Raw genomic sequence first — 25,250 nt, 5'->3', positions numbered from 1 at the left:
CCCTTATGGCTGTTAAGGCATCGGTTGCAGCAAAGTGGCAAAGTCGTCACTGGTTAGCGTTTGTTGCAACAATTGCTGTACGGCAGCAGACATGGATTGTGCTACCAGGCGACAACTGGTTTCTTCCTCCAGGCTGACAGCCTCACCACGATAGTTTGTTTTAGTGTGCAACTTACGACCATTTGATGATGTCAGTTCCAACGCCAGCTGCCAGCTGTTTCGCCAGGAATTAAAGCTAACTTGATGTAAAATGCCGGTCAATTGTATTGCTGCGTTGTTGTCTAGCAAGTTAGCTTTAGCCAGCTCAGAGCGTAGTGCTCCCTCCACGTAATAAGCATAGCCACCATCCGCTTTAACCTGCCCCTGGGTTTGGCATTGCAGGTGATCTTTAATACCTGCTGGCCGGTTGACTGCGGTTACTGCAACCGGGGCGACGTTCAATTGTTGCAAATGCAGTAATGTATCTGCTGAGCTTTGATATTTAGGGGCCTTATAGGTTATGCATGCCGAAAGGCTGGTGGCGGCAACGATAACCAGAAGGATAGCGCTAAGTTTTTTCATGTTAACAACCTTGTTATTGTAAGTTGAATATTGGTAAGTTCAATTTCGCCCTGTTACATACAGGCCTGAATGTATGAGCGCTGTTAACGTAAAAAATTCGTTAGTTATACACTTTTTAACAATTAAATTTAGTGCTGGTTTTTAATAACCTGATAACCGATACCGATTCAGGCGGCGCTAAGCGTTGGGTGGAAATTGAACCCGACACTTACCAGGGTGCCGGCACTCATTCTGTCGTGGCCGCCGCTACTGGTGACAGTCATCCGCCAGCCCTGATGTTCACATAATCGTTTGACGATAGCTAAGCCAAAACCAAAGCCGGTACTGTGCCGGCCTTTTACCCCGGCCTCAGTAATATGCGGGTATATATCGGCTGCTATGCCCGGGCCGGTGTCGCGGATCAGCAGGCGGTTATCGCTAAAGGCAATGCTGATCTCGCCGGCTTCAGTGTATTTAAAGGCATTACTCAGCAAATTATCCAGCAGCACTTTTAGCATGTCGGCATTGGCGTTAATGTTAACCTGGCAACTTTCACAAAGCCGTATCGTCACTGGTTTGCCTTGCAGCAGCATGCTGTTGTCTAAAATGGCCCGCTCAAGCAGTGGCATCAGTGCCGTGTTGCTGTGCTTAGCGGCAGTATGCTCTTCTCTGGCCAGAATAAGCAGGGTTTGCACGGTTTTCTCCATTTGCACCGCCGCATCATAAATACGCGTTATTAGCTGCTGATCGGCGCCAATGGCTGTTTCCTTGCTGCCGGTTTGTTGGCTTTGCCATAGTTCCACCGTGTTTTTAATCACTGCCAGGGGCGTGCGTAGCTCGTGGCTGACATCGGCGGTAAAGCTTTTTTCGCGCTCCAGCGCGCGGGCAATACCGCCTAAACTTTGCTCCAGGGTGCGGGCTAAAATACCCACTTCGTCATTAGCAAACTGGCTGGCAAATTGCTGCGGCAACTGTTGTGGCGCAGCGTTATCAACCAGCGCTGCCAGTTGTTTCAGCGGCCGGGTGGTGCGGCGGCTGACAAACCAGGCGATAAGGCAGGCAATGCTGCTGACAAGCAGGGCGCTGATAAGCAGAAATTGCAACACACCGCCACTAATAGGCCGCACCAGTAACTGCTGGCTCACCTCTGCCAGCAGCAACACTTCTGGCTGTGCGCTAACCGTATATAAGTGATAATGCCGGCCCTGCTGGCCGAAGAACTCTTTACGTTCTGGCTCTGCCAGCGCTACTGGACGTATTTCATCGGGCAGGCTGTCGCGGCTAAAGTGCAGTTGCATCGACTGGCTTCTTGGTGCGGGCCAGCTAGCTGTTTGCTGATATTGTGTACTGAGGTAGGCGGCTTCCTGCTGCAATTGCTGCTCAATAAAGCTGTCTTCCAGCGTGTACATCAGGATAAAAGAAATAAGGCTGTAAACGGCAGAAATCATTAGGGTGAAAATACAGAACTGTACGACGATACGCCGGCTTAAACTGTGAAACTGCCCGGTGTTGTTGCGGGTTTTTGCGCTCATGCTGCGGTTATCTCCAGCGTAAAACCGACGCCAAATACGGTTTTTAATAACGGATAAGCAAAAGGCTTATCCAGTACAGTGCGTAACTGATAAATATGCGAGCGCAGCGCGTCAGATTCTGTCGGTTCATCATGCCACAAATGCTGGCTTAGTTCGCTGCGGCTGACCACCTGCGGGTGGGCCTCGGCCAACAGCAGCAAAATTTTATAGCCCATCGCATTTAGCGCCAGTTGCTGGCCATCGCGTTTGGCTATGCGGCGCTGTTTATCCAGCACTAACGGCCCCAGGGTTATCGTGTGTTGCTGTTGCAACAGATGACGGCGCGATAACGCCAGGCAACGCACTTCCAACTCCTGTAACGAAAAGGGTTTGGTCAGATAATCGTCGGTGCCGACATGAAAACCAGCCAGCTTGTCATCGATGCTGTCGCGGGCGGTCAGCATTAACAGCGGGATATGGCGGTCGGCCTGTTGTCGCAGCGCTGTGCATAACTGCAGGCCGTCCAAACCCGGCAGGTTCAAGTCCAGAATGATCAGGTCGTAATGCTGATGCAGCGCCAACGCCAGCCCCTGTTTGCCATTGCTGGCAAAATCAAAGATATGGCCTTTTTGCTCCATATAGCCGGCAATGTTTTTGGCTATACTCAGCTCATCTTCAATCAGCAATACCTGCAGGGCGGCGGGCTTGTTCATCAGTCAATCCATTCGGGTTTAAATCAATAAAGTTTAAAGCTACAAAGTTGCTAACAATGCTGTAGCGGCGGCAAAATCGGGCTTAGCGGCCAAAATCTGCTGCAGGGTGGCCCGCGCTGCGGCCTTGTCGCCCAGTTTAAGCTGAGTTTGGGCAATAGTCATGTCCAGCGACGGGTTGTTAATGGCGCTTTGGCCCGCTTGCATCAGCGTTAGCGCATGCTGCCACTGTTGTGTGGTGTTGGCAGTATTCACGTAGTAATACCCGTACATGCCGAGCAATTCAAGCTGATACTGCTTGGCATCGGCAGCTAACAGCTGCGTTGCAGTAACCCTGCCGTTTAAAAGCTCAGCCACCAGCGCCAGGGTAGCATCATCCCGGTGCGGCGCCATTGGCTGGAGGGTAATACCCAGCGATTTCAGCAGCGCCTTGGCTGTTGCTACCGTAGAGGCCGGGTTTTGGCCGGTGATCAGCCGGTTATCCACTGCCACATGGCTTAGCATCATCGGGCTGTGTTCAAAGCGGCCACCGCGCTCAATCAGCTTGTCCTGCAGCATAAAGTCAAATTTGGCCAGCCACTTTTTACCGAATAACCGCTCTTCTTCGTTAGTAAAGCCGTTTACCGCTTTACTGGCCACCAGATAGCTGCCGTCGGCTAATGTAACGTTAACCAGCGCAGCCGGGCCATGGCATACCGCAGCCACTGAACCTTGTTGCTGATAGACAGCGGCGATCAGTTGCTGCAGCGCAGGATCTTTTGGTAAATCAAACATGGCGCCTTTGCCGCCAACAATAAAAATACCGTTGTAGTCGCCGGGCTTTAGCTGCGCAGTGCTAAGGGTATTGTTTAACTTCGCCATGATGGTGGCGTCGGCGAGTACTTGCGCATTATAAGGTTTGGTCGGATCGTACTTATCAGCCTCTACCGCGCCGCCTTGCGGGCTGGCAACATCTACGCTGATACCATGGGCAGAAAATACCAGATAGGCTTTGGCAAATTCATCAAACTCATAACCCGGCGCTTGCTGATCTGGCTGGCCATAGCCACTGAGTACCATAACAATACGTTTGCTGTCAGGGGTTGCTGCTATTGCTTCGCGATTAGTTACCTGGCTAAACAAGGCGCTAAGCAGGCTAAGAATAACCAATATATACAGTGTCAGTTGTTTCATTTTAATGTTCCTTAACAATGGGGTTGCGCCGCCAGCATGGCAAAGCCGCTGTGAAACGAATGTGAAAAAACGAATCAGAAAAATGGCATTGTTGTTTTTGGGCCATGGCTTTTACTCCGCCAGCAGCTGGCGCACCGAGCCGGACAAACTGTGTTTACTCAGCAGCATACCCAGTGCTGTTACCAGCGAGATAATGACAACCAGAGTGCCCAGCAGCCAGCCCATATCAGGCTGGTAAGTCAGGGAGAACTGCGACTGATAAATCAGTAAACCGGCCAGCCAGGTGGCAACAATGGCGCCACAGGCGGCAATAGCGCCGGTTACCAGCCACTCGATCATGTTCAGCTGCAGGCAGGTGCGTTTTGACAGGCCAAAACTTAGAATAATGCTGTTCTTTTTCTGCTCTTTGGCTTCAACGGCATGCACTGAAGACAGCATCACAATGCCTGCCAGCAGCATAATTAAGCCGGCAAAGCCGCTGATAAGCCGGGTTACCATGGCAAGGCTGCTGTCAAAGCGCTGGGTTAGCTCTTGCAGTGATACCATGCGCAGCGACGGGTGTTGCTGCCACAGCGGAGGTAGTAACGAAAACTGCTGGGGCTGTAGCTCCAGGCTGGCCATGCTGTAATGCGGCGCGCGGATATGTGCCAGGGCAGCAGGCGGCATTTGCAGCCAGAAGGTAATAGCGCCGGCGCCGCTCTGGTAGGCATGCGAGGCTACAATGCTGAACTCGATAGCGTGCCCGCCAATTACCAGCCCTAATTTATCGCCCAACTGCAGGCCAAGGTCGGTCATCACTTCCTGCTCTACCGACAGCTGCTGCCAGTTGTCAGTTGCGCTGTGCCACCATTGGCCGCTAACCAGCCGGTTATTGCCGGGCATATCAGCGCTCCAGTGCAGCCGCACCGGACGGTTAAAGGCTGCCAGGCTGTCGCTGGGTTTTTGCATCACCTCAGAGAGCAGGCCGCCATTGATATGGCTAAGTTTGGCGTAGACAAACGGCTTATGCTGGCGAATGGTAATGTTATGCTGCGCTGCCCACACCTCTATGTCAGCCATTTGCGCTGCACTAGCCTGCGTCACCAACAAGTTGCCATCATGCGCCCGCTGATGGGCTGCCATGCTGTCGCCCAAATCTTTTAGCAGCACTAAGGTAAACAGCAATAAGAAAGCGGCCAGCCCTATGCCTAAAATCTGCGTGGTTTTGCTTAGCAGGCGCTGCTTCATCATATAAAGTGCAAACGGCAGCAAACCGGAAAACGGCTGGCTCAGCTTTTCGCCAAGCGACAGAGCCAGCCAGCTCAGCACTAACAGCAGCGCAATGCTTGCTATCATCGAGCCCAGCAGCATAGCGGTAAGCAGGCCGTTATCCGAGTAATGTGCTGCCACGCTTCCCAGCACCAGTAAGGCGCAGCCAAACAGCACGGCGTTACTGATGCTGCGCTGTTGTTGCTGAATTAACTGCCGCACTGAGCATTGCCACAGCGCCAGCCACAGCGGTAAGTTGAACACAAAAAAGATCGCCGCGCTGGCAAATACGGTTGTTACTGTCAGCGTTATGTCGGGCTGCCAGATTAGCGTGGCGAAGTTGCCTGTCAGCTCTTGCCCGGCAAAGACGTTGGCCTTTAACCATTGCAGCAGCAAGTAATGACACAGCGCAGACAGCAGCAGTACCGGCGGCAGTAACAAAAGCAGGCCGAACAGCCACTTCAGCAACGACATTTGTAGCACCCTTTGTTTCGACGCCCCGAGGCTTAGGCACACCGCACTGAAAAACTGTTGTTGCGGCAATTGCGCCCGGCTAAGTTGCTGCATGGCGATGGCAGCCATAAAAAATAATAATATCGAGGCTAAACCAATAAAATTCCCGGTACGCTGCCAAAACAAGGCGAGCGGGTGGGCGCCGTGCTTATGGTGCAGCTGTGCCGCCGGCAAATGCGTTTTTTGCCACTGCCGGATCGTAGCGATTTGCCGGGTATTCGCCGCAACCAGATAGCGGTGCTGAATAATATCGTCGGCTGCGCGAAACTGCTGCAGATCCTGACGATGCAGCAGGGCGCGCATCTCCACATTATGGCCTTCCATCAGCCGGTCTGGCTCATGCAGTAAAATGCGCGATACCTTCAGCTGCTGGCCGCCAATACGCAAGTGTTGGCCAATGTGCAGCCCTAAGGCGGCCAGTAAACGCGAGTCAAGCCAGATTTCACCCTTTGCCGGGCCCTGGCTGCTGGCGCTCTCCGGCCCACCGGGAAAGGCCGCACTGCGTAGTTCACCCTGCAAGGGGTAATCTTCAGCCACGGCTTTCAGCGTTGCCCGTTGCCAGTGGTCGTTGTGGGTCAGGGTAGTGGTTAAGCTTTCAGTAAGTACAATTTGCTCTGCCATCGCGGCCAGTTCAGTGTATTGGCTGGCCGTTAGTGCACGCGGTTGGCTCAGTACCAGATCAGCACCCAGCAGGTTGGCTAAGTTTTGGCTCAGGTAAGTCTGAATACTGGCGCTGGTCTGGCTTAGCGTTACGATAAATACCAGCAAAATGCCTTGTACCCAGCGCAACACGCGCTGGCTACTGTGGCGCTTTTGCTGCTGATAAAAATGCCAGGCCAGTTGCACAGTGTGGCTAAACCGGCTGCTTGCGCGCGGAGTTATAGTGTTGGTGCGTTCAAGCATAATGCACCTGCGCTGTGTCTTGCTGTTCTAAACCAGCATTGCCATCACTCAAGCTAAACACATGTTGTGCCCGTGCCGCCAACTGTGGGCTATGGGTTACCATCACCAGAGCTGCACCGTTTTGCTGGCAGCAAGCAAACAGGATGTCGGCTACGTCAGCGGCACTTTTGCTATCGAGATTGCCGGTGGGTTCATCGGCGAAAATAAACTTTGGTTGAAATACCAGCGCTCTGGCAATGGCGGCCCGCTGCTGCTCGCCGCCACTCATTTGCTGCGGTTTGTGGTTAAGCCTGTGGCCAAGGCCGACTTTTTCCAACCAGGTGCTGGCGGTGGCTTCGGCATTTTTTTCGCCGCGTAATTTCAGTGGCAAGGCCACATTGTGCAGTGCTGTCAGCTCCGGCAATAAATGAAACTGCTGAAATACAAAACCAATGTCTTGTCGCAGCTGCGTCAGCGCCATGCTACGGCCGTGCTGCTGGTAGGCCACCTGGCCGGCGCTTGGCTGCTCCAGGCCTGCCATCAGCATTAACAAACTGGACTTGCCCGAGCCCGACGGCCCGGTAATGGCATAAGACCGGCCTTGTTCAATGCTCAGGCTTAACTGCCCAAACAATTGCACCTTATGGCCATGGTGGCTGAAGCTTTGACTGACATTCGTCAGCGCTATGGTACTTAAAGCAGATAGCGACATGCTGTTACCTCTTCAATGGGTTTAGGCATCGAAGCGTAACGGCCGCGCCGTGAAACAGATGTGAAATAACGCCGGGTATGCGTTAAGTGCCAAAAGCGATCTTTTCTTATGATATTTATTAAATATTTCTGTACCCATAAGTCATTGTAAACAAGTTAAAACCGATGTAATGTCAACAACATGAAATTTACAAAGGCGGAAAAATCCGTGTTTAAATACGGATTATTCCGCCGAATAAGCGTTAGGCGATCGAGGTCCCCGTGAGTGGCTTTGAATTTACTACAACACTTGTGAAAGAGCTGGCCTGGCCTGTCACGGTTCTTATCATAGTATTTCTTTTGCGAGACGATATCGCAAAGCTTGTACCGCAGCTAAGGAAAGTGAAAGCAGGCCCAGTGGAAGCGGAGTTTGAAAAGGAAGTTCGAGAACTCGCCGAAATATCAGAAAAAAGTATTGTTGCAAGCCATGAACAAGCAGATTTTGCCTCTCATGAGTTTCTCGCTCAGTTAGCAGAGTTACATCCACGCTCGGCAATTCTCGAATCGTGGGTTCGAGTAGAGGCGGCAGCGAGGGCAGTTCTTGCAAGTAACAGTACTTCCGTCACGAGCCCAAGTTATATTCCAGCGTCAAAGCTCGCAGAGCCACTTGCCGAGAGGAGCATATTAAGTCCCGCAGATGTCACCCTGTTTCATGAAATCAGGAGACTCCGCAACGAAGTGGCGCATGCACAAGGATTTGAACCTACTCTCCAGTCTGCTCAGCAGTATATTGATCTTGCAACCGTACTTCTAACTAAACTGCAAGAGAAAAACGTTAATGTAAAGCTGTAAGCTTGAAGTGCAACAGGAGTATTCGCCTAACAAACCGGTAAAGAGCGACATAAGTATCTTGTCATGCCTTTTGCAAAAAAAAAGCAAAAGCAACGCCAACATACTTTCGCACCTTACCAGGTGCGCTATATTTTTGCCATGTTGAATTCAGCGCTAAAGGCTTGAATAGAAGATGAGATTGGGGGAAGTTCAGTTTAGAATCCGACTTTAGAAATTTCAGAGAACTAAGTATGTCTAAAGTCATTCAGCAGCAAATTGGTAACATCGCACTCGTCGTTGAAAACTACGATGATGCCATTGAGTTTTATACAAAAAAACTTCAGTTTACTTTGGTTGACGATACAGATTTGGGTAATGGTAAACGTTGGGTACAAGTTTCACCGCCAAACTCGAATGGAACGAACTTACTTCTTGCTCAACCGAGTACAGAGGAGCAAGCGCAATTTGTGGGTAATCAGGCTGGAGGCCGTGTTTTTCTATTTCTACAAACTAATGATTTCTGGCGAGATTATCAGTTGATGAAGATCAATGGCGTTGTTTTCAACGAAGAGCCGCGAGTTGAGGAGTATGGGACAGTTGCGGTGTTCCAAGATCTTTATGGAAATAAATGGGATTTATTACAATTAAACAAGGCACACCAATAGTACGTATATAACCGCTAAGCGTGCTGCAATGTGGCCCTGGTGTTTTATCTTGGGGCTTTGTTAAACCTGATTGCCCTGGGCTGGCTACAAAGCCAACATATGCTGCCAGCCGGTATTGGCGGATAACCGGGTGTCTGCTTGGCAACCGCTACCAACATTGGCTGAGAAATATGGACACATTATATAAACAAATTACCTTGTGGTTAACCGTTGTTGTTATGGTTGCGGCCTGCAGCAATACAAATAGCAGCCCAGATAGCAGTCCAGATAGTAACCAGGCCACGGCAACCTCTGAGCCACAGCTGTTGCGGCTGGATTATCAAAGCAGCATCGACAATACCAGACGCCAGTATTTTGTTTATTTACCGGCAGGCTATCAGCAGGACAGTGCTAAAAAATGGCCGGTTATGCTGTTTTTACACGGCAATGGTGAGCGGGGTAATGGCCTGGACGAGCTGGATTACACCTTAATTCACGGGCCTTTGTATGAAGCCTGGGTGCAAAAGCGTGACTTGCCATTTATTATCGTTGTGCCGCAACTGCATATGTTTGATATGGGCAACGTATCTTATATTGCCAACCGCTCGCCAGCTGATATTCCACAGCGTTTAACCAAGGGCGTACCACCGCGCCCGGCGATGTTTCCCTCAAGCCAACCAATAGCACCGGCAGAGCCGGTGGCAGATATGAGCAAGGTGCCTGCATTATTGCCTGATGGCTGGGAGCGGGCAGAGCAGGACTTGCTGGCGATGCTGCAAACCGTTCAGGCAACTTATAATACTGATGCCAGCCGTTTGTATTTAACCGGTATTAGCTATGGCGGTTTTGGTAGCTGGTATATGGCCAGTAAGCACCCGCACCGCTTTGCCGCGGTGGCGCCGGTAGTTGGCTGGGGCCATCCGGATTTAATGCCGCCAATTGCGGCTGCGCAAACGCCGCTGTGGGTATTTGCTGCCGGGCGTGATTCTGCCGTTAATAAAAACTACTTTTACCCGGGTATTGAAACCCTGCGCCAACTTGGCCATAACAAACTGCGGTTCAGTATGCTGGAGCATGCTGAACACGATGCCTGGCGCCAGGTATACGCTGGCGAAGATATTTATAACTGGCTGCTTCAGCATCAAAGCCGCTAAATTTAACAGTGCTGGCACAGGCTGCTGAGCTGATTTAGTGCAGAAAGTTTGTGTTGATAACGCTCTTTATCGGGCAAAAGTGTTGCAGCACGTTGGGCACGTTCAAGATACTGTGATGCTTTAATATTGTTATTCAGAGCAAAATAGCTACTGGCTAAACCGAACCATGCTTCATGGGTATTGTTATCCAATGCCAGCGCCTGCTGAAAAAACGCTATTGCTTCGCGCTGGTTATTGGTTTTAATAGCCTCATTACCAAGCATAATAAAGTACCAGGGGTTAGTTTTACGTTTATTGTAAACCCGTTGTTCCAATTTGGCGGCGGCATCGATATTACCATTCCGGCGGTACAATACCGCCAGATTAGACAACGTATTATTTGAGTTTGGATCTAACGCCAGGCTATGGTGATACGTTTGTTCAGCGAGGCGATGGTAATTGTGTAGCCGGTACAGTACAGCAAGGTTGGACCAGGTATCGGCAAAATCCGGATCTGTTGCAATGGCCGCCTGATAGTAACGATAGGCCTGGGCGGCATTACTCTGGTCAAGCGCTTCTGCGGCTTTATTGTTATAAAACATTGCTATGGCACGTTTGCTGGAAATGATTTTCGCGGGGAAACGTTTTCTGGCAATACTGCTGTCGAAATCGACAATAATATTACTGCTCAGTAGCACTTTGCCTGAACTTTGATTTAAGTGGCCGTTTTGTAGTAATTTCAGGTTGATATGACCGTTCAGCCAGGTTTGAGTTGTCGAGCTGCTCCAATATTCAGGGATGGTCACATCCTGAAATACCGCATCAATACCCACCTCCCTCGCGATACTGTAGGTTAACAACGATAAACTCAAACAATTTGCCCGTCCGGTAGCCAGTGTTTCACTAACTGTTTTGGTTGCCCCATGCTGGTAGGTCAGGCTGTCGCCAGCGTATGCCAGTATGTAATGCAAAATGGCCTTGCTGCGTGCAGCCAGATCCTGATGTGACGCGGACAAACGGTTAAGCTGCGTTTTAGTTGCATCAGGCAGCTGAAATATCTGTGTTGCGGTCTCAACCGGATAGGTTTCGCCGGAAAAGCTGGCATCGTCAAGCAGTAATTGTTGCTGCTGCGATAAAGCCCATTCACCGGAGCTATGCTGACATGATGCTACTAATAACAGGCAAAATATAATGTTAAGTGCTGTGAGTATTTTCATATCACCGCTCAGTTAGCTACCTGATTAACTATAGACCAAAGTCAGGGTGGAATAGTGCGTAGCACCCTATCAAAAAATAGTACATGCAGCCGACAGGCCAATACTATTTAGTGACGTGGCCAGTGCACGATAGATTAAAAGAGTTGCGCCAGGCCTGTCACAGATCAAATTATCCCGCTGCTTAAACATCTACAATAGCGCTTTAAAAGCCGATAGCGCAGAGGTAGTTATGCAGTCAGTTAACTGGGACCCGAAATTAATCAGTAAGTACAATATCAACGGCCCGCGTTATACCTCTTACCCCACTGCGCTGGCATTAACTACTGATTTTGACCAGGCGCAGATTAAAACGGCCATCGGCAGCAGTGCGCAGCAGCTTAGCTTGTATTTGCATATCCCGTTTTGCCATAAGCTGTGCTACTACTGTGGCTGTAATAAGCTGGTAACCCGCCATCAGCACAAAGCCGATAGTTATCTGGATGCCCTAGCGCAGGAAATGGCGCTGTATCAGCCGTTATTGCAGGAGAAATGTATCAGCCAGCTGCATTTGGGGGGCGGCACACCAACTTTTTTAACCGAAGCCCAGTTAAGCCGGCTGATGAGGCTGTTGCGGCAACATTTTGTTATTAACAACGATGCCGAAGTCAGCATTGAAATAGATCCACGCAGTTGCAGCGATAACAAGCTACGCCATTTACGCAGCCTGGGGTTCAATCGGGTAAGTTTTGGGGTGCAGGATTTAGATGAAAACGTGCAAATTGCCATAAACCGGCTGCAGGATACTGATCTTATCCGCCATCAGGTAGCGCTTAGCCGTGAGCTCAGTTTTAACTCAGTAAATCTGGATTTGATCTACGGCCTGCCATTTCAGCAACCGGCCAGTTTTGCCGAAACGGTTGATGAAATTATCTTACTAAACCCTGATCGCATTTCTCTGTTCAGCTATGCCCATTTACCTGAGCGTTTTGCCGCCCAGCGTAAAATAAGCGATGCCAGCCTGCCGGATGCACCGTTAAAACTGCAGTTAATGCAACTGGCGATCAACCGTTTTGTCGCTGCCGGCTATCAGTTTATTGGCATGGACCATTTCGCCAGACCGGATGATGCTTTAGCCAAAGCGCAACAGGCCGGCAAATTGCAGCGTAATTTTCAGGGCTACACCACCGCGGGCCAGAATGCGCTGATTGGCCTGGGGGTATCCAGTATCAGCCAGGTTAATGGCGTACTGTGGCAAAACGGCAAAGACTTAGCAGGCTACTACGCTGCGATAAATGTCGGGAACATGCCGGTTGAACGGGGGTTCAGCTTAAATGTTGATGACAAAGTACGTTCAGCGTTGATCAGCCAGCTAATCTGTCACTTTGAACTGGATGTCGCAGTGTTTGCTCAGCAGTGGCACATTGCTAACTTCTGGCAATACTTTGCAGACGCCTTAGCGCGCTTACAGCCGTTTATGGAAGATGGCCTGGTAGAGGTTTACGCCGGGCGGATTAAGGTAACCAATACCGGCCGGCTTTGGGTGCGTAGTATCTGTGCCTGTTTCGATGCGTATTTAAACCGGGGCCAGCTGCGCTATTCAAAAGTGGTGTAGTGTGGCCTATAGCTCAGCGGAATCAGCCTTGGCTGTTGGTTATCTTCTTTTCGGTTATCTCCTGCCAGGGCGTCTCAATAGCCAGCCGATACTCTGCGCCCGTTGGTTGCGGGTTGGTTACCCTGAATTTCATCCAGACTGGTGCAGTGCCAATACCTAACGACAATGAGTTACTGCTGGCTTGCTTAACGGTTTGGCTGGCAAAAACAGTTTGCGCCTGCTCCAGTGATAATCGCTGCTCATCTTCCTGAAAATATCTGATATATTTTCCCGGCGTGCCATCTTTGTACTCGCTGATGTCTATCGCATTTCCGCTGCCGCTGAACAACGCCGATACGACGGTTAACAACAGTATCGTTAGCATCCAATACGATGGTACCAACCGGAATGGGGAACGTTTTAACTGTTTTTGCCAGCTGAGCACAGTTTGGGCAAAGATAAGCGCCATTTAAAACCAGGGATGTTTTATTGCTGAAGACAACAACTTATCTGACCTGCCTACTGAACTCAATGATTTCGTGCTAACAGAAACAGCTCTCGCAGGCCGAGCAGGGCTGGATCCCCGCTATACTGATAGTGCCTGAAACTCAACAGCAGGAGACTGATATGGCGTCTATTCTACCTATCCCACCAAATTATGCTTCGGCCATCCCTTATTTAACGGTTAAAGGTGCAGCCAAAGCCATTGATTTCTATAAAAAAGCCTACGGTGCAGAACTTGTCAGCCTGATGGATATGCCGGGTGGCGGTAATGCATGCCGAAATGTTTGGTGGATGACAAAGATCCTAGCTGGTATTGCCAAACTGTAGTGGCTTGTTCATTATGATGAATTCTGATGGCGACAAAAGGCGCGTGCCATGTTACTGAAAACATTATTATTCCGGCTTGGTTGTTGTGTGTTACTGGCGTTGCTGTCAGTCAGTTTTGCGGCGAAAAGTAAGCAGACTGAGCAAGCTGAGTCATCAGTTAAACAAAGTTATATTGTATTTGATAAGGTGCATGTGTTGCCGATGCACCCTGAGAAAGTGACGCCTGATAAGCGGGTACTGCGTAATCAACGGGTGCTGATAAAGGACGATCGGATTATTGCCGTTGGCTCTGCTGCTGAATTGGCCCTGCCAGCCGGCGCCACTGTAATTGACGGGGCAGGTCGCTACCTGTTGCCAGGTCTGGCCGAGATGCATGGCCATGTGCCACCGCTGGCTGATTTCAGTGGGGTGCCAGCGCGTTATCTGGACGATGTGTTAACGCTGTACCTGGCCGGAGGCGTCACCACGGTGCGCGGCATGCTTGGCCATGATCGGCAGTTGCAGCTTAAAGAGGATATCGCCAGCGGGGAGCGACTGGGCCCGACTTTGTATCTGGCTGGTCCCAGTTTTAATCAGCACACGGTTACCTCAGCTGAGCAGGCCCGGCAGCGCGTACGCGAGCACAAGCAGCAAGGGTGGGACCTGTTGAAAATCCACCCCGGCTTAAGCCTGGAGCATTATCAGGCGATTGCGGCGGAAGCCAATAAGCAAAATATTGATTTTGCCGGCCATGTGCCGGAGGCGGTTGGTATTGAGCAGGCTATTGTGCTTGGCAGTCGCACTATCGATCATCTTGATGGTTATATGGCCGCACTGGGTGGTTTTGATAAAGCGTTATCGGCTGAGGATATGGCACCGCTGGTAGCGTTAACCAAGCAACATAACGTGGCGGTAGTGCCCACAGAAGCCTTATGGCAAACCATTATTGGTGCGGCTGACGCAGCAAAGTTGCAGGCTTATGATGAACTGAAATATATGCCGGCCCGGGTGATTGCCGGCTGGCAGCGCTACTTGCAGGCTGGGAGCGGGGCTTATTACACGGGTGAAACAGCAGCAATACATGCCCAAAACCGCAAGCTGTTGCTGGGGGAATTATACCGGGCCGGGGTCACCATTTTACTGGGCACCGACGCACCGCAGTTATTTAGTGTGCCGGGCCTTTCTATCCGCCGGGAAATACCCAAAATGGCGGAGGCAGGGATCAGCAACTATGACATTTTGCGCAGTGGCACCGTGCTGGTTGGTGAGTATTTTGCTGCTGAAGATCAGTTTGGCCAGGTAAAAGCCGGCCAGCGTGCAGATTTATTGCTGGTTGATGGTAATCCGTTAGACGATTTGAGCGTGCTGTATCAACCTGCCGGTGTAATGGTGCGTGGTCAGTGGCTGGGCAGAGACAAGCTTGATGCCATGCTGGCAGATATTGCAAAGGCGCGGCTGGCAGAAAGTAAAGAGTAAGCCTGACAAAAACAGCGCCCTCAGGCGCTGTTTTTTTTGGATGGTTAAACGTGTTTAAACCGGTAGTCAGTTATATAAACGTTTTAATACTGCCATGCGCTCTTCAACTGACATCGCCGCCAGTTTCTGATTCAGGGTGTTATTCAGCCGGATTACTGAGCCGCGTTGAAAACGCAACAGTTGTTGTCTGGCGACGTCTTCCTTCGTAACGGCTACCTCGACCGACACGGGCTGCAGCAGACTGCGACATTCAGCAGTAGTAGGAGTAAAACCCAGTTTACGGCTGTAGGCTGCTAACTTCATTTCTGTGGCGTCGCCGGCAGCCAGTTGGCAATATTCGGTGTTCGAATAAGTATAAGTATTGACACTTGCTTCGCTGTTCATCGATATCAGGGCCAGAGCCGCTACTGCAGTTACAATTGCTAATTTCATTTTTTGCCTCACCAGGTTTGTTTTTACTGCTGATAAGAATACAAGGTGAAGGTGACAGTTCTGTGTAAGATAGACGAGATAAATTATCTCCAATTCATTAGAAAAACTAATGAAAAGGGTGGGCTTGCTCAAGCGGCAATAGTTCTTTCTGACAGACTTATTTAAAATCAGCCGTTTCCAGATACACCTCAGTCGCCTGAATTCCCATCGCGTTCAGCTGCTGCAGGGCGGTGACATCTGCCGGTGCTTTTAATACCAGCGGCTCTGGCGGCGCCTGATCAGTACGTAAAATCTGATCATAGCCAGGCTTGGCGGCAATCTGATGAATTAAAAAATAATTCTGCTTAATTTTAAGCACGTCATAATGGGCTTCGTTTATTGGTGCGGATTGTGTTATTGGCCGAAAATAGAGCCGCCTGGCAAAATTAACCGGCACCTCATCAAACCAGACACTGCCACCCCGTTCAAAATGGCCATGGTACACAGATGCCTTAATAGTGATGCTGTTACCATTGATTAACTGTTGTAAGTCAAACTGTTGCGGCAGAATGGTCATCTGCTGCTTGTCATGCAGGGTGGCCAGCACGGCTTGATGTTCGGTAGGTGGCAGGGTTATCTGGTATATCAGCTGATAATTATGTGGCGGCTGGTACAGCGGTAAATGTGACGCCAGCAAAATATCATCCGCTGCAAACAACACCATACCATGGCTTCCGATATAGCTATGCTGATGTTCTGCTGTGAACGCAGGCGAAGGAATAATAATCAGGAGAATCAACACTAAAGCAATACGCATAATATCATCCGCTAAAACAAAATATTACTATAGTGTAGCGCTTGACCGGCCGAATGCCCATTTTGATCTTGCTTCAGCAACAGAAGAAGCCATAACATAATCGCTCTTGCCAGTTAACAATACTGGCTGTTTTTGTGCTGATAATGTCCTGATATCCAGCTGATGTTGTGGTAAGCATTTATTGTTCAAAGTAAGAGGAAACACGATGTGGTTGCAAAAAGAGCTGTCTTTGAAAGCAAGAGCGCGCGGCTTTCACCTGATAACTAATGAAATACTCCGTCAATTAGCCGAACTGAATGACTTTTCAGTTGGTATTTGCCACGTTTTTATTAAGCACAGCTCTGCATCGTTAACCATTAACGAGAACGCCGACCCGACAGTACGCCAGGATTTTGAGCAGTTTTTTAACCGGGCAGTACCCGAAAACGAGCCTTACTATACCCATACTTGTGAGGGCAGTGATGATATGCCCGCGCATCTGAAAAGCAGCCTGCTTGGCAGTAGTGTAACCATTCCAATCACTGGCGGCAGCCTGAATCTGGGCTCCTGGCAGGGTATTTATTTGTGTGAGCATCGTAACCATGCCGGCAGCAGAACGGTGGTAGTTACTCTGCAGGGTGAATAGCTGCCAGGGCTTCAAGTTCAGCAATCATCTGTTCAGGATAGACGTTCTGGTAAAGTTTACGCATAGTGCCATTCAGATAACTTTGCTCCAGTGCAGCCTGCCAGCGGGCCACGCGGGTATCGCTAACGTCAGGTGAAAACGCCATATACATTTTTACTTCTGTCACCGGTAATACCGCTACCAGAGGTACCCCTTTTTCTAAGAATAACGCTTTTTGCGCTTCAACATTATTACTGCTGAGCGCTATTGCATATATCCGGCCATGCAACAACATGTCATAACAGTCTCCGTGCTTTGACGTTAATACCAGATTTCTCTCCGTGGAAAAACCAAGCCGGACCAGATCATCAACCAAAGCTGAGCGCCGGTATTCACAGGCAATCCGGTATTTTGGAAACTCAGTCAGATCCCTTGTTAACCGGTCTGCCCTGGCATACAACACCACTTTATACTGTTTTAACGGGCCAACCCATTTAAACAGGGCTTCGCGTTCTGCATTACGAATAGTCTCGAATACTGCAACATCGGGTCCGGTTTTGGCCATTTCATAGGCTCTGGCCCATGGCAAAAGTTCGATTTTCCCGGGTTCATTCAATTGCTGTTGCAGATGACGGACAAGCTCGACTGTTGCTCCGGAAACATGGCCTTTTTCGTTAAGAAAGGTACCCGGCGGTTTGTGCTCGGTTAGCAGTCGCAGTGGCTGTTGCTCAGCGCTGGCAGATAATGCCAGCAACAATATGCCACAACTTGCAAGGGAGTGTGAGATGGAGAATTTCATGCCTGACAACTAACCAATTAATCGTCTGATGGTTGGGTTAATAACAGCATTGCCGTTTTTCGGGCAAAACGCTAGTTATCACAGTTTAAAAATACAAAAACGCCACTCATTGAGTGGCGTTTTTATTTGAATTTATTGGTGCGTCCTAGTGGACTCGAACCACCGACCCCCACCATGTCAAGGGGGTATATTTATGCTTTGAATAACACTGAAATTAAGGCTAAGTAGCCTGAAAGCCTTATAATATAAGGACTATAGCACTATAAAATATTTTTTCAAGTTAGATTTTGGTCGCTTTAAAAGCCTTTAGAATACTATTTGGTCACTAAAAGGCCACAAGTTAAAAGTTTCCATTATGACCATCATTTAAATTTTTTTAAGATAGTGCGCACTATAAATGTATAAATATCAGTATATTGCGCACTTTCTTCCTTGCAGTGCTCACTGTGTATTTTGTGTTTGCTGGTTGTTGATATATCAATGCGATCTTATTAGAAGACAATCTGGTCGCTACTAGGTTAGGTGGGTACTTGAGAAGGGAACGAATCTATAACATAGGGAAGGATGGTTTTATTATGTTGATTTTAAACATCTTTAACGTCTTAGAGGTTAAGTGATCCCAATTTTAGCCTGTGGAGAATGCTTGATATAGACCTATAAGAAAGAAAACTGTGACAAATTAAAAGTTTCCAAGCATAAACTCACATTGCAGTGCTTTGTCGACGAATAACTAATTGCTTCAAAATGGCCGAAAAACGATTAAACACAGATTCAAACACCTAGCTAAACACCAAAAGGCTGATTGGAACCAGGCATTAATGCATGGTTCCGATGAAAAAATGAGTTATTGGCAACTACCGCAGCACATTTGGCGGTCATCATCGTGAGCACTGGCTTTGGGCTGGACAAATAAGATTTGGTTTTCCAGTAAAATATGCTGCATTAAGTCTTCTTTCAGCTCCTGCAATGCCAGATACAGTGCTGTCCACGTATTGCACGCATCGGCCGGCAAAGTAATGTTATTAGTCAACTTATCCAGAGTTTCCAGGGCATCCCCATGCTGCAGGTGTTCTTCTTCCATTACGCTAATCGGCCCGGACGGATAAATGCCGCCTGCCAACATAGGAAACAGAATCTGCTCTTCTTTTACCATATGGCTTTCCAGCTCCTGATACATGTCTTCCAGGTGTTGTGTTAGCCCTGTCGGGCAATTCGGATCGTCAGCATGAACATGCTCAACCCGCCGGGCCAGTCGGATAACCTCGGGCAGTTGTAGACGGTGGCGCTGGTGAAAACGCTGCAGGATATGCTCGATAAGCTCCTTTACCGGTTTGCTGCGCCAGTCGGTTATCTCGCCTTCTTGTTGTTGTAATTGCCGAAGAGCACTGAGAATAGGCGTTGCATCCAGTTCTTTTGCAGCCAGTGCTTCACGCAGGCTGTGTTGGCCGCCACAACAAAAATCCAGTTTGTACTGATGAAATACCGCGGTAGCACCGGCAATGGTAGTGGCTATCTGGCCTAAAGACTGGTCTAAAAATGATACATGGGTGAATGACATACTTGCTCCTGCTTACTTAGTTGCTTAATTGATTAAAGGGGCCGCTTTCAACTGGGCGGTTAACCGCTATTAACAAGACTAAGATGGCAAGAGTCAGGCCAAAACTACCTCCTTTGATTTATATAGCTTTATTATGCACTGTGGTAAATTGCACCCAGTTAACTAAGGGTAATATCTACCCAAGGGTAAAAAATACCATGCTGGAAGAAAGTTTAATTGCTGATTTGGTAACAGAATTGCCTGCGGCCGTGCGTTTGCAGCGTTTAGTGAGTACCCTGCGTAGTCACTTTAGTTGCGGGGCAGTAGGCTTGCTCAGGCTGGAACATGATGTGCTTAAACCTGTGGCATTGCATGGCCTGGTACGTGAAGCCCAAGGCCGGCGTTTCGTGGTAGCCCAACACCCCCGGCTGGCAGCAATTTTAGCCAGTCGCAACCCCGTCAGGTTTGAGCCTGAGTCTGAATTACCCGACCCATACGATGGTTTGTTAGCCGAGCAACCCGGGCAGGCACTACCGGTGCACGATTGTATGGGTATTGCGCTCTATGTTGAGGGACGCTGTTGGGGTGTTATTACCCTGGATGCGTTGCAGGCAGGCAGCTTTTCTCAGGCTGCGATATACGAGCTGCAGCGCTACAGTTTGCTGGTAGAAGCCGCAGTGCGGATGACTGAGCTGGAGCAAGCTAACCGGGCTTTACGGCTCAATCATCAGGCCGACGAGCAGCAATATGAACCGGCCGCCAAACAACGTTATGAGCTGATTGGCCAGAGTAAAGCTTTGCAACAAATTCTGCAGGAGCTCACGGTGGTGGCAAGCTCTGATCTGCCCGTTTTGTTGCTTGGTGAAACGGGTGTGGGTAAGGAGCTGTTTGCTCGTCATTTGCACCGCAGTTCCGCCCGCGCTACTAAGCCGATGATTTATATTAATTGCGCTGCACTACCAGAAAGCTTGGCGGAAAGTGAGCTGTTTGGTCATAACAAAGGTGCTTTCTCAGGTGCCCACAGCGAGCGGGCCGGGCGTTTTGAGGCAGCCGATGGCGGTACGCTGTTTTTAGATGAAGTAGGCGAGCTGCCTCTTTCCGTGCAAGCCAAATTGCTGCGGGTACTGCAAGACGGTGAAATTCAGCGCCTGGGCTCAGATAAAACACGTCAGGTAAATGTGCGGTTGGTTGCGGCAACGAATCGTGATCTAAAGCAGCAAGTTAAAAGTGGTGAGTTTCGGGCCGATTTATATCATCGGTTATCAGTATATCCGTTGCCAATCCCTCCACTGCGCGAGCGGCCGGATGATATTCCGTTGTTAGCCGGCCATTTTCTTGAGCTGAACCGAAGCCGGTTGGGGCTGCGGGCGCTCAGATTATCCAGTGACGCCGAGCTGGCGTTGTTAAGTTACGACTGGCCGGGCAATGTGCGGGAACTGGAGCATGTGATTAGCCGGGCGGCGATTAAAGCGTTAAGTCATGGCGCGTCGCGAACTGACATCGTTACCCTGGAGGCGACATTGCTTGATCTGGATACCGTGCCGGCAGCCATTGCGCACAATGAAACAAACGGTGTGTTGCAACTTAGCGCTATACCGTTAAAACAGGCGGTTAATCAACTGCAACGACAGATGATTCAACAAGCGATAGGCCAGCAAAATGGCAGCTGGTCGTTAGCGGCACGGCAGCTTGAGCTTGACCCCAGCAACCTGCATAAGCTGGCACAACGGTTGGGGCTTAAGTAAATTGGTGGAAACATAATGTGGCACTATAGTCGGGCGCTGTTCTGGCGGGCGCTGGCAATAATAAGCTTAGCACTGGGCCTGTTAGGCATACCCTTGCCGGGCCTGCCAACGGTCCCTTTTATTTTACTTAGTGCCTGGTCGGCAGGAAAAGGCTGGCCGGCGCTGGAGCAACGCTTGTTAACTCATCCGCATTTAGGCCCACCGATCCTGGCCTGGCGCCAAAACGGGGTGGTACCCCGCCGTGCTAAATATCTGGCCTGTGGCATGATGCTGCTAAGCGTGCTGTTGTTGCAGTTATCGACAGCGCCGTTATTACTAAAACTGCTGCTGCCATGTTTTCTATTGTTGGTGGCACTTTGGCTATGGCGCCGCCCTGAACAAGTTACTCAGGATAATGATTATGACAAAACCGACTAATCCGTCAGAGCTTAGCCCGCAGCAGGCGATGCGTTACAGCCGCCAGGTAATGCTGCCGGCATTGGATTTTAGGGGCCAGGAAGCGTTACTCGCCAGTAACGTACTGCTGATTGGCATGGGTGGGTTAGGCTGTGCTGCCGCACCTTATCTGGTGGCAAGTGGTATAGGCAGTATTACCCTGGTAGATGATGACACTATTGACCACAGTAACCTACAACGGCAAATCTTGTATCGCGAAGCCGATATCGGGCAGAGTAAAGTACAGCAAGCTGCAGCCAGTTTGCGCCAGTTAAATTCCGAAATTGAAATACAGGCTTTGCAGCAGCGGTTAAGTGAAGACGATTTAGCGACGCTGGTACCGCAGTATTCACTGGTGCTGGACTGCACTGACAACCTTACCACCCGCAATGCCATTAATGCAGCCTGTGTTAAGGCCAAAGTGCCGCTGGTATCGGGCGCCGCTATTCGCTTGGAAGGTCAGGTGGCCAGTTTTAGTATGCAAGGCGACGGTGCCTGCTACCACTGTTTCAGTCAGCTATTTGGCGAGCAACAACTCAGCTGTATGGAAGCGGGTATTCTAAGCCCGGTAGTCGGTATTATTGGCACCATGCAGGCTTTAGAGGCGGTAAAAATTCTTGGCGGAATAGGTACACCACTGTATGGCAAGTTGCAGTTATTTGACGCCTTAACAAGCCAATGGCGTCAGTTCGGTTTAAACAAAGACCCAAACTGTAGTGTTTGTGGTTAACGCTTGCTGCGATTACCGCAGTGCCGGCTTCGCCGCTTGTGGCAATATATCGCTATGCACCATCTGCAGCAGTTTATAGGCATCACCTAAATCGCAGTTTTCGTGATCGCGTTTTTTATAGCCTAGTGAGGTGAGTTCGATATGCCAGGTGGGTACGACATCTACCGTGGCGAGGGTGTGTTTTACGCAGTTAAGCGGGCAACCATCTACTGCCAGAATCGGCCTGCCGGATTGGGCGACTTTTACCAGCTGTTTTACCTTACCGCCAACTCCGGCAATACAAGACATTTGTGCTGAGCCTTCGCGGTCAAGTACCACGGCTAAATCATTGGCCAGCTGCGCGACGTTTGAGCAGCCAGAGCAGGAATAGACTAAAGGCTTGTCGTTGTATTCGGTGTTCATACGGGGCTCCCCTGTTAAATAGCGTGGTCAGACTATTTATTCAGTGTAGAGGCCATAGCAATCCGCGACTTGATACAAATCAAAGCCGCGGCACGCTTACCTCTTAAGAGGTACAGGGGGGTTCTAGCCCGGCCGTCCATCTGGCCTGGGCGTAGTGAGCACCGGGAAATACACCAATACGTAAAGCACGTACGCCAGCACCCAGCCGCCGACGCCAAGCCACAACCACTGCATTGTTTGCGCCGGCCAGAGCCAGATCAGCAGGGTACGGCTGACAGCGGCAGCCAGTACCAGCAAAAACGCCAGCGACATAATGGCATGCGGTTTTAGCATCCGGCCGCTGTGGCCTAATGACACCCGGGCCATCATGCTTAAAATCATACTGCCCATGGCGCCGGCGGTAAGAGCGTGTAACGCTATGCTATTACTGATATTAAAGCCTGCATAGCGGGCACTATAGAGTGCCAGGCCAATTGGAATGCACCAGTACGCCAGATGCAGCGACCAGAGCAGCGACACTTTTAAAGTGATCCATATTTTCCAGCGCAGGCAGCGCAGGGCAGTGAAGAAGGCGCTAAGTGCAAATAAACCACTTATCGCCAGCGGCGGCAAATATTTAGTCAGCGCAAAAAAATGCAGCACAAAGATCAGCCAAAGTGAGCCAAGCGCGGCACGATCCAGCCATAACAGCGGCTCCGCTTTTTTGGTTTGGGTGCCATTGGCGGTAAACATCGGCAGCACCCGGCCGCCGACTATCGCCATTAACAGGGTGATTAGCCACACTGCATTCTGGCTGCCAAGTTGAATAAGCTCATAACGGTTAGTCGCGACGCCGATATACATCAGTGCATTACAGGCGGTAAGTAATAACAACACCGGCACAAAAAACAGGTTGCGGTGCTGGCCAGCCTGGATTAACGGCCTTGCCAGCAACCAGGCACAAATTGGTAGAAAACTTAAATCTACTGCCGCCACCAGGTAAAGGGGTAAGCCCTGGCCGAACAGCAGTAGCAAGCGGCCTGCCAGCCACAACAAGCTTATTATTAGCAGGCTTTTGCCATGTGGCGCCCGCAGGCCGGTCCAGTTTTGCACCGCAGTTAGCAAAAAACCGATGATAATGGCACAGACAAAACCAAACAGCATTTCATGGCTGTGCCAGAACAATACATTGGCAAAGGGTTTAAGTTGAATATGGCCAGAGAGCGCCAGCCCCCACAGCAGCATGGCAAGGGCACTGAAGGCCGCGCCAAATAAAAACATCGGCCGAAACGCCTGGCGCAGCAACGGTAACAGCTTCTGCTCAGTTGCCAAGTCGGTAATTTGCATGGTTTATCCTTACCTTAAACAGGTTGATCTTCATCTAAAAGAAAATTGTCAGAGCGGGCAGCAGCCAGCTTTTGCTGGTATTGCGCCGCCTGATTAGCAAAAAACATGGTGATCATACAAAGCGCCAATACGCCGTATAAAATCATAAAACAGCCGGTAACTATGCCAAGTGCATCCTGTGCCAAACCAAATACAATGGGCAGGGTGCAGCCGCCCAGCGCGCCAATGGCAGCAACAAAGCCACCGGCGCTACCCATTTGCTGCGGGTAATAATCGTGAATAACCTTATACACACTGGCCCGGCCAAAACCCTGAGCTACGCCGATAATAAAAATCAATAACGTAAACCACCAGACATTCATCGCGATTTCCAGCTGTACGTCTTTTTCCAGGCCATGAATAATCAGGGTAGTAGGTGGGTAACTTAAAAAAAACAAACACATAATACAGACCCAGAACACACTCCAGTTTACCGCCCGCCCACCATAGCGATCAGCAAACCAGCCGCCCAGCGCCCTTACCATTGATGAGGTAGCAACAAAAAACAAGGTAAATGCCATCGCTTGTTGCGCGCTCATGTCATAGGCTTGCATATAGTATTGCGGTAACCACAGTAACAGCGCTAAAAAGCTGCCAAACACAAAATAGTAATACAGCGAAAAGCGCCAAATTCGCGCATCGCATATCAATTGCCGCAAGCTAAGCGCGGTGGCGTTAGTATAAGCTTGGGTAGGTTCGGCGGGTGACAGCAAAGCAAACAGTATGGTGATCAATAGCATACCAGCGGCATAGAGCGGCCCCACCCATTGCCAGCCAACATATTCAATTGCAAGCGGCACCAGTACAAAGGTGATCGCCACCCCGGCATTACCCACGCCAAATAAGCCCAGCGCCCGACCCTGACGGCTGGAGGCAAACCAACAACTGACGTAGCGCACACCAAAGGTAAAAGATACCCCACTGATACCAAACCACAGTCCCAGCCACAAATAACCACTGTAACTATCTACCAATGGCAATAACAGCAGCGCGGGAATGACAGCCAGCATTTGATAAAGCCACAGACGGCGGCTGCTGAGCCGATCGGCAAGCATACCGAGTGGGATCCGAAGCACTGCACCACTTAAAATTGGCGCTGCCAGCAGAATACCGTATTCGGTAGCACTAAGACCCAGCTGTTGCTGTAATAGGATGCCCATTACAGCATATAGGGTCCAGACCGAAAAACAGGCGGCAAAGGCCAGTGTTGCCAGTAACAAAGCACGGTTGGCACCGGGCAATGTGGCCTGTGCCAGCGTAGTAGGGGCATAGTGCGCCATAGCAAAATATCCGCTGTATATCACTAAGCAGTAGTGTAACGCCAAAGCAAAGTGCTGCAGCAGCAAAGAGGGTGTACCTCTGACGCGCCGCTCAAGCCTGCACCAGTTAAAGAACTAAGCCTTAGTAGGTACCAAGCGCTTATTTTCAATAATATGTAGCTTGCTTCAGTACTACCT

At 49.9% G+C, this 25,250-nt stretch carries 25 protein-coding genes; 10 read left to right on the top strand and 15 right to left on the bottom strand.

Translation table 11 applies throughout. The annotated features are described in order from the left end of the window. Positions 1 to 12: 12 nt before the first annotated feature. The 6 genes from KQY15_RS00785 to KQY15_RS00760 form a co-directional block, all read right to left on the bottom strand. Complete coding sequence (locus KQY15_RS00785) at positions 13 to 561, bottom strand: hypothetical protein (RefSeq protein ID WP_217666490.1); 549 nt, start codon at positions 559 to 561, stop codon at positions 13 to 15. Between the two features lie 167 nt (positions 562 to 728). After that, positions 729 to 2,072, bottom strand: coding sequence for a sensor histidine kinase (locus tag KQY15_RS00780; protein ID WP_217666489.1), 1,344 nt, complete (start codon positions 2,070 to 2,072; stop codon positions 729 to 731). Beyond that, positions 2,069 to 2,764, bottom strand: a complete 696-nt coding sequence (locus KQY15_RS00775; RefSeq protein ID WP_217666488.1) for a response regulator transcription factor — start codon at positions 2,762 to 2,764, stop codon at positions 2,069 to 2,071. Before KQY15_RS00775 ends, KQY15_RS00780 begins: the two co-directional genes overlap by 4 nt. 39 nt (positions 2,765 to 2,803) lie before the next feature. Then, positions 2,804 to 3,934 (bottom strand): type 1 glutamine amidotransferase domain-containing protein, encoded by a 1,131-nt coding sequence (locus KQY15_RS00770; RefSeq protein WP_217666487.1) that lies wholly within the window; start codon positions 3,932 to 3,934, stop codon positions 2,804 to 2,806. Between the two features lie 111 nt (positions 3,935 to 4,045). Beyond that, the gene (locus KQY15_RS00765; RefSeq protein WP_217666486.1) at positions 4,046 to 6,598 is read right to left on the bottom strand and encodes an ABC transporter permease; all 2,553 of its coding nucleotides are present in this window, start codon (positions 6,596 to 6,598) and stop codon (positions 4,046 to 4,048) included. Next, the gene (locus KQY15_RS00760; protein WP_254795380.1) at positions 6,591 to 7,289 is read right to left on the bottom strand and encodes an ABC transporter ATP-binding protein; all 699 of its coding nucleotides are present in this window, start codon (positions 7,287 to 7,289) and stop codon (positions 6,591 to 6,593) included. Before KQY15_RS00760 ends, KQY15_RS00765 begins: the two co-directional genes overlap by 8 nt. Before the next feature lie 260 nt (positions 7,290 to 7,549). On the opposite strand from KQY15_RS00760, the gene KQY15_RS00755 reads away from it, so the two are divergent. The 3 genes from KQY15_RS00755 to KQY15_RS00745 all read left to right on the top strand — a co-directional run bounded on the left by KQY15_RS00755 (position 7,550) and on the right by KQY15_RS00745 (position 9,896). Continuing rightward, the gene (locus KQY15_RS00755) at positions 7,550 to 8,119 is read left to right on the top strand and encodes a hypothetical protein (RefSeq protein WP_217666485.1); all 570 of its coding nucleotides are present in this window, start codon (positions 7,550 to 7,552) and stop codon (positions 8,117 to 8,119) included. Positions 8,120 to 8,349: 230 nt separating this feature from the next. After that, positions 8,350 to 8,763 (top strand): VOC family protein, encoded by a 414-nt coding sequence (locus tag KQY15_RS00750; protein ID WP_254795379.1) that lies wholly within the window; start codon positions 8,350 to 8,352, stop codon positions 8,761 to 8,763. A gap of 170 nt (positions 8,764 to 8,933) precedes the next feature. Continuing rightward, positions 8,934 to 9,896, top strand: a complete 963-nt coding sequence (locus tag KQY15_RS00745) for a carboxylesterase family protein (protein ID WP_217666484.1) — start codon at positions 8,934 to 8,936, stop codon at positions 9,894 to 9,896. A 2-nt stretch (positions 9,897 to 9,898) separates the two neighbouring features. Here KQY15_RS00745 and KQY15_RS00740 read toward each other — a convergent pair whose 3' ends face one another. Next, on the bottom strand, positions 9,899 to 11,092 hold the full coding sequence (locus KQY15_RS00740; protein WP_217666483.1) for a tetratricopeptide repeat protein: 1,194 nt from the start codon (positions 11,090 to 11,092) through the stop codon (positions 9,899 to 9,901). Positions 11,093 to 11,321: 229 nt separating this feature from the next. On the opposite strand from KQY15_RS00740, the gene hemN reads away from it, so the two are divergent. Further along, entirely contained in the window at positions 11,322 to 12,683 is a 1,362-nt protein-coding gene (gene hemN, locus KQY15_RS00735; protein ID WP_217666482.1) for an oxygen-independent coproporphyrinogen III oxidase, read from the top strand. A 22-nt stretch (positions 12,684 to 12,705) separates the two neighbouring features. Here hemN and KQY15_RS00730 read toward each other — a convergent pair whose 3' ends face one another. After that, positions 12,706 to 13,131: a 7TMR-DISMED2 domain-containing protein gene (locus KQY15_RS00730; protein ID WP_217666481.1), complete on the bottom strand. Its 426-nt coding sequence runs from the start codon at positions 13,129 to 13,131 to the stop codon at positions 12,706 to 12,708. Between the two features lie 158 nt (positions 13,132 to 13,289). Here KQY15_RS00730 and KQY15_RS00725 point away from each other — a divergent pair, with 158 nt between their 5' ends. After that, positions 13,290 to 13,493, top strand: a complete 204-nt coding sequence (locus KQY15_RS00725) for a VOC family protein (protein ID WP_217666480.1) — start codon at positions 13,290 to 13,292, stop codon at positions 13,491 to 13,493. Between the two features lie 48 nt (positions 13,494 to 13,541). Further along, the gene (locus tag KQY15_RS00720) at positions 13,542 to 14,948 is read left to right on the top strand and encodes an amidohydrolase family protein (RefSeq protein ID WP_217666479.1); all 1,407 of its coding nucleotides are present in this window, start codon (positions 13,542 to 13,544) and stop codon (positions 14,946 to 14,948) included. Positions 14,949 to 15,014: 66 nt separating this feature from the next. Here the strand turns inward: KQY15_RS00720 and KQY15_RS00715 are convergent, their stop codons facing one another. Further along, entirely contained in the window at positions 15,015 to 15,380 is a 366-nt protein-coding gene (locus KQY15_RS00715) for a hypothetical protein (protein WP_217666478.1), read from the bottom strand. A gap of 157 nt (positions 15,381 to 15,537) precedes the next feature. After that, positions 15,538 to 16,176, bottom strand: a complete 639-nt coding sequence (locus tag KQY15_RS00710; protein ID WP_217666477.1) for a hypothetical protein — start codon at positions 16,174 to 16,176, stop codon at positions 15,538 to 15,540. A 205-nt stretch (positions 16,177 to 16,381) separates the two neighbouring features. Here KQY15_RS00710 and KQY15_RS00705 point away from each other — a divergent pair, with 205 nt between their 5' ends. Further along, entirely contained in the window at positions 16,382 to 16,801 is a 420-nt protein-coding gene (locus tag KQY15_RS00705; RefSeq protein WP_217666476.1) for a secondary thiamine-phosphate synthase enzyme YjbQ, read from the top strand. Here KQY15_RS00705 and KQY15_RS00700 read toward each other — a convergent pair. Together KQY15_RS00700 and ytfE are read right to left on the bottom strand one after the other, a co-directional pair. Then, on the bottom strand, positions 16,782 to 17,579 hold the full coding sequence (locus tag KQY15_RS00700) for a substrate-binding periplasmic protein (protein WP_217666475.1): 798 nt from the start codon (positions 17,577 to 17,579) through the stop codon (positions 16,782 to 16,784). The two genes, KQY15_RS00705 and KQY15_RS00700, sit on opposite strands and share 20 nt — an antisense overlap. A gap of 844 nt (positions 17,580 to 18,423) precedes the next feature. After that, positions 18,424 to 19,137: an iron-sulfur cluster repair protein YtfE gene (gene ytfE, locus KQY15_RS00695; protein ID WP_217666474.1), complete on the bottom strand. Its 714-nt coding sequence runs from the start codon at positions 19,135 to 19,137 to the stop codon at positions 18,424 to 18,426. Positions 19,138 to 19,334: 197 nt separating this feature from the next. Between ytfE and norR the strand changes: the two genes are divergently transcribed. Genes norR through KQY15_RS00680 form a run of 3 tightly spaced genes read left to right on the top strand, consistent with a single transcriptional unit; the run spans position 19,335 to position 22,026 of the window. After that, complete coding sequence (norR, locus tag KQY15_RS00690) at positions 19,335 to 20,861, top strand: nitric oxide reductase transcriptional regulator NorR (protein ID WP_217666473.1); 1,527 nt, start codon at positions 19,335 to 19,337, stop codon at positions 20,859 to 20,861. Between the two features lie 15 nt (positions 20,862 to 20,876). Further along, the gene (locus KQY15_RS00685; RefSeq protein WP_217666472.1) at positions 20,877 to 21,278 is read left to right on the top strand and encodes a YbaN family protein; all 402 of its coding nucleotides are present in this window, start codon (positions 20,877 to 20,879) and stop codon (positions 21,276 to 21,278) included. Continuing rightward, positions 21,262 to 22,026: a molybdopterin-synthase adenylyltransferase MoeB gene (locus tag KQY15_RS00680; RefSeq protein ID WP_217666471.1), complete on the top strand. Its 765-nt coding sequence runs from the start codon at positions 21,262 to 21,264 to the stop codon at positions 22,024 to 22,026. Before KQY15_RS00685 ends, KQY15_RS00680 begins: the two co-directional genes overlap by 17 nt. A gap of 12 nt (positions 22,027 to 22,038) precedes the next feature. Here KQY15_RS00680 and KQY15_RS00675 read toward each other — a convergent pair whose 3' ends face one another. The 3 genes from KQY15_RS00675 to KQY15_RS00665 all read right to left on the bottom strand — a co-directional run bounded on the left by KQY15_RS00675 (position 22,039) and on the right by KQY15_RS00665 (position 25,073). Continuing rightward, positions 22,039 to 22,428, bottom strand: coding sequence for a putative zinc-binding protein (locus KQY15_RS00675; protein WP_217666470.1), 390 nt, complete (start codon positions 22,426 to 22,428; stop codon positions 22,039 to 22,041). A gap of 123 nt (positions 22,429 to 22,551) precedes the next feature. Continuing rightward, entirely contained in the window at positions 22,552 to 23,754 is a 1,203-nt protein-coding gene (locus KQY15_RS00670) for an NnrS family protein (RefSeq protein ID WP_217666469.1), read from the bottom strand. Between the two features lie 14 nt (positions 23,755 to 23,768). Beyond that, positions 23,769 to 25,073: an MFS transporter gene (locus KQY15_RS00665; protein WP_217666468.1), complete on the bottom strand. Its 1,305-nt coding sequence runs from the start codon at positions 25,071 to 25,073 to the stop codon at positions 23,769 to 23,771. Positions 25,074 to 25,250 lie beyond the last annotated feature (177 nt).

It is taken from the genome of Arsukibacterium indicum (genome assembly GCF_019100565.1).
Taxonomy (GTDB): domain Bacteria; phylum Pseudomonadota; class Gammaproteobacteria; order Enterobacterales; family Alteromonadaceae; genus Alishewanella; species Alishewanella indicum.
The sequence above is the reverse complement of the archived record's forward strand: the minus strand, read 5'-3'. Positions and strand labels throughout refer to the sequence as shown.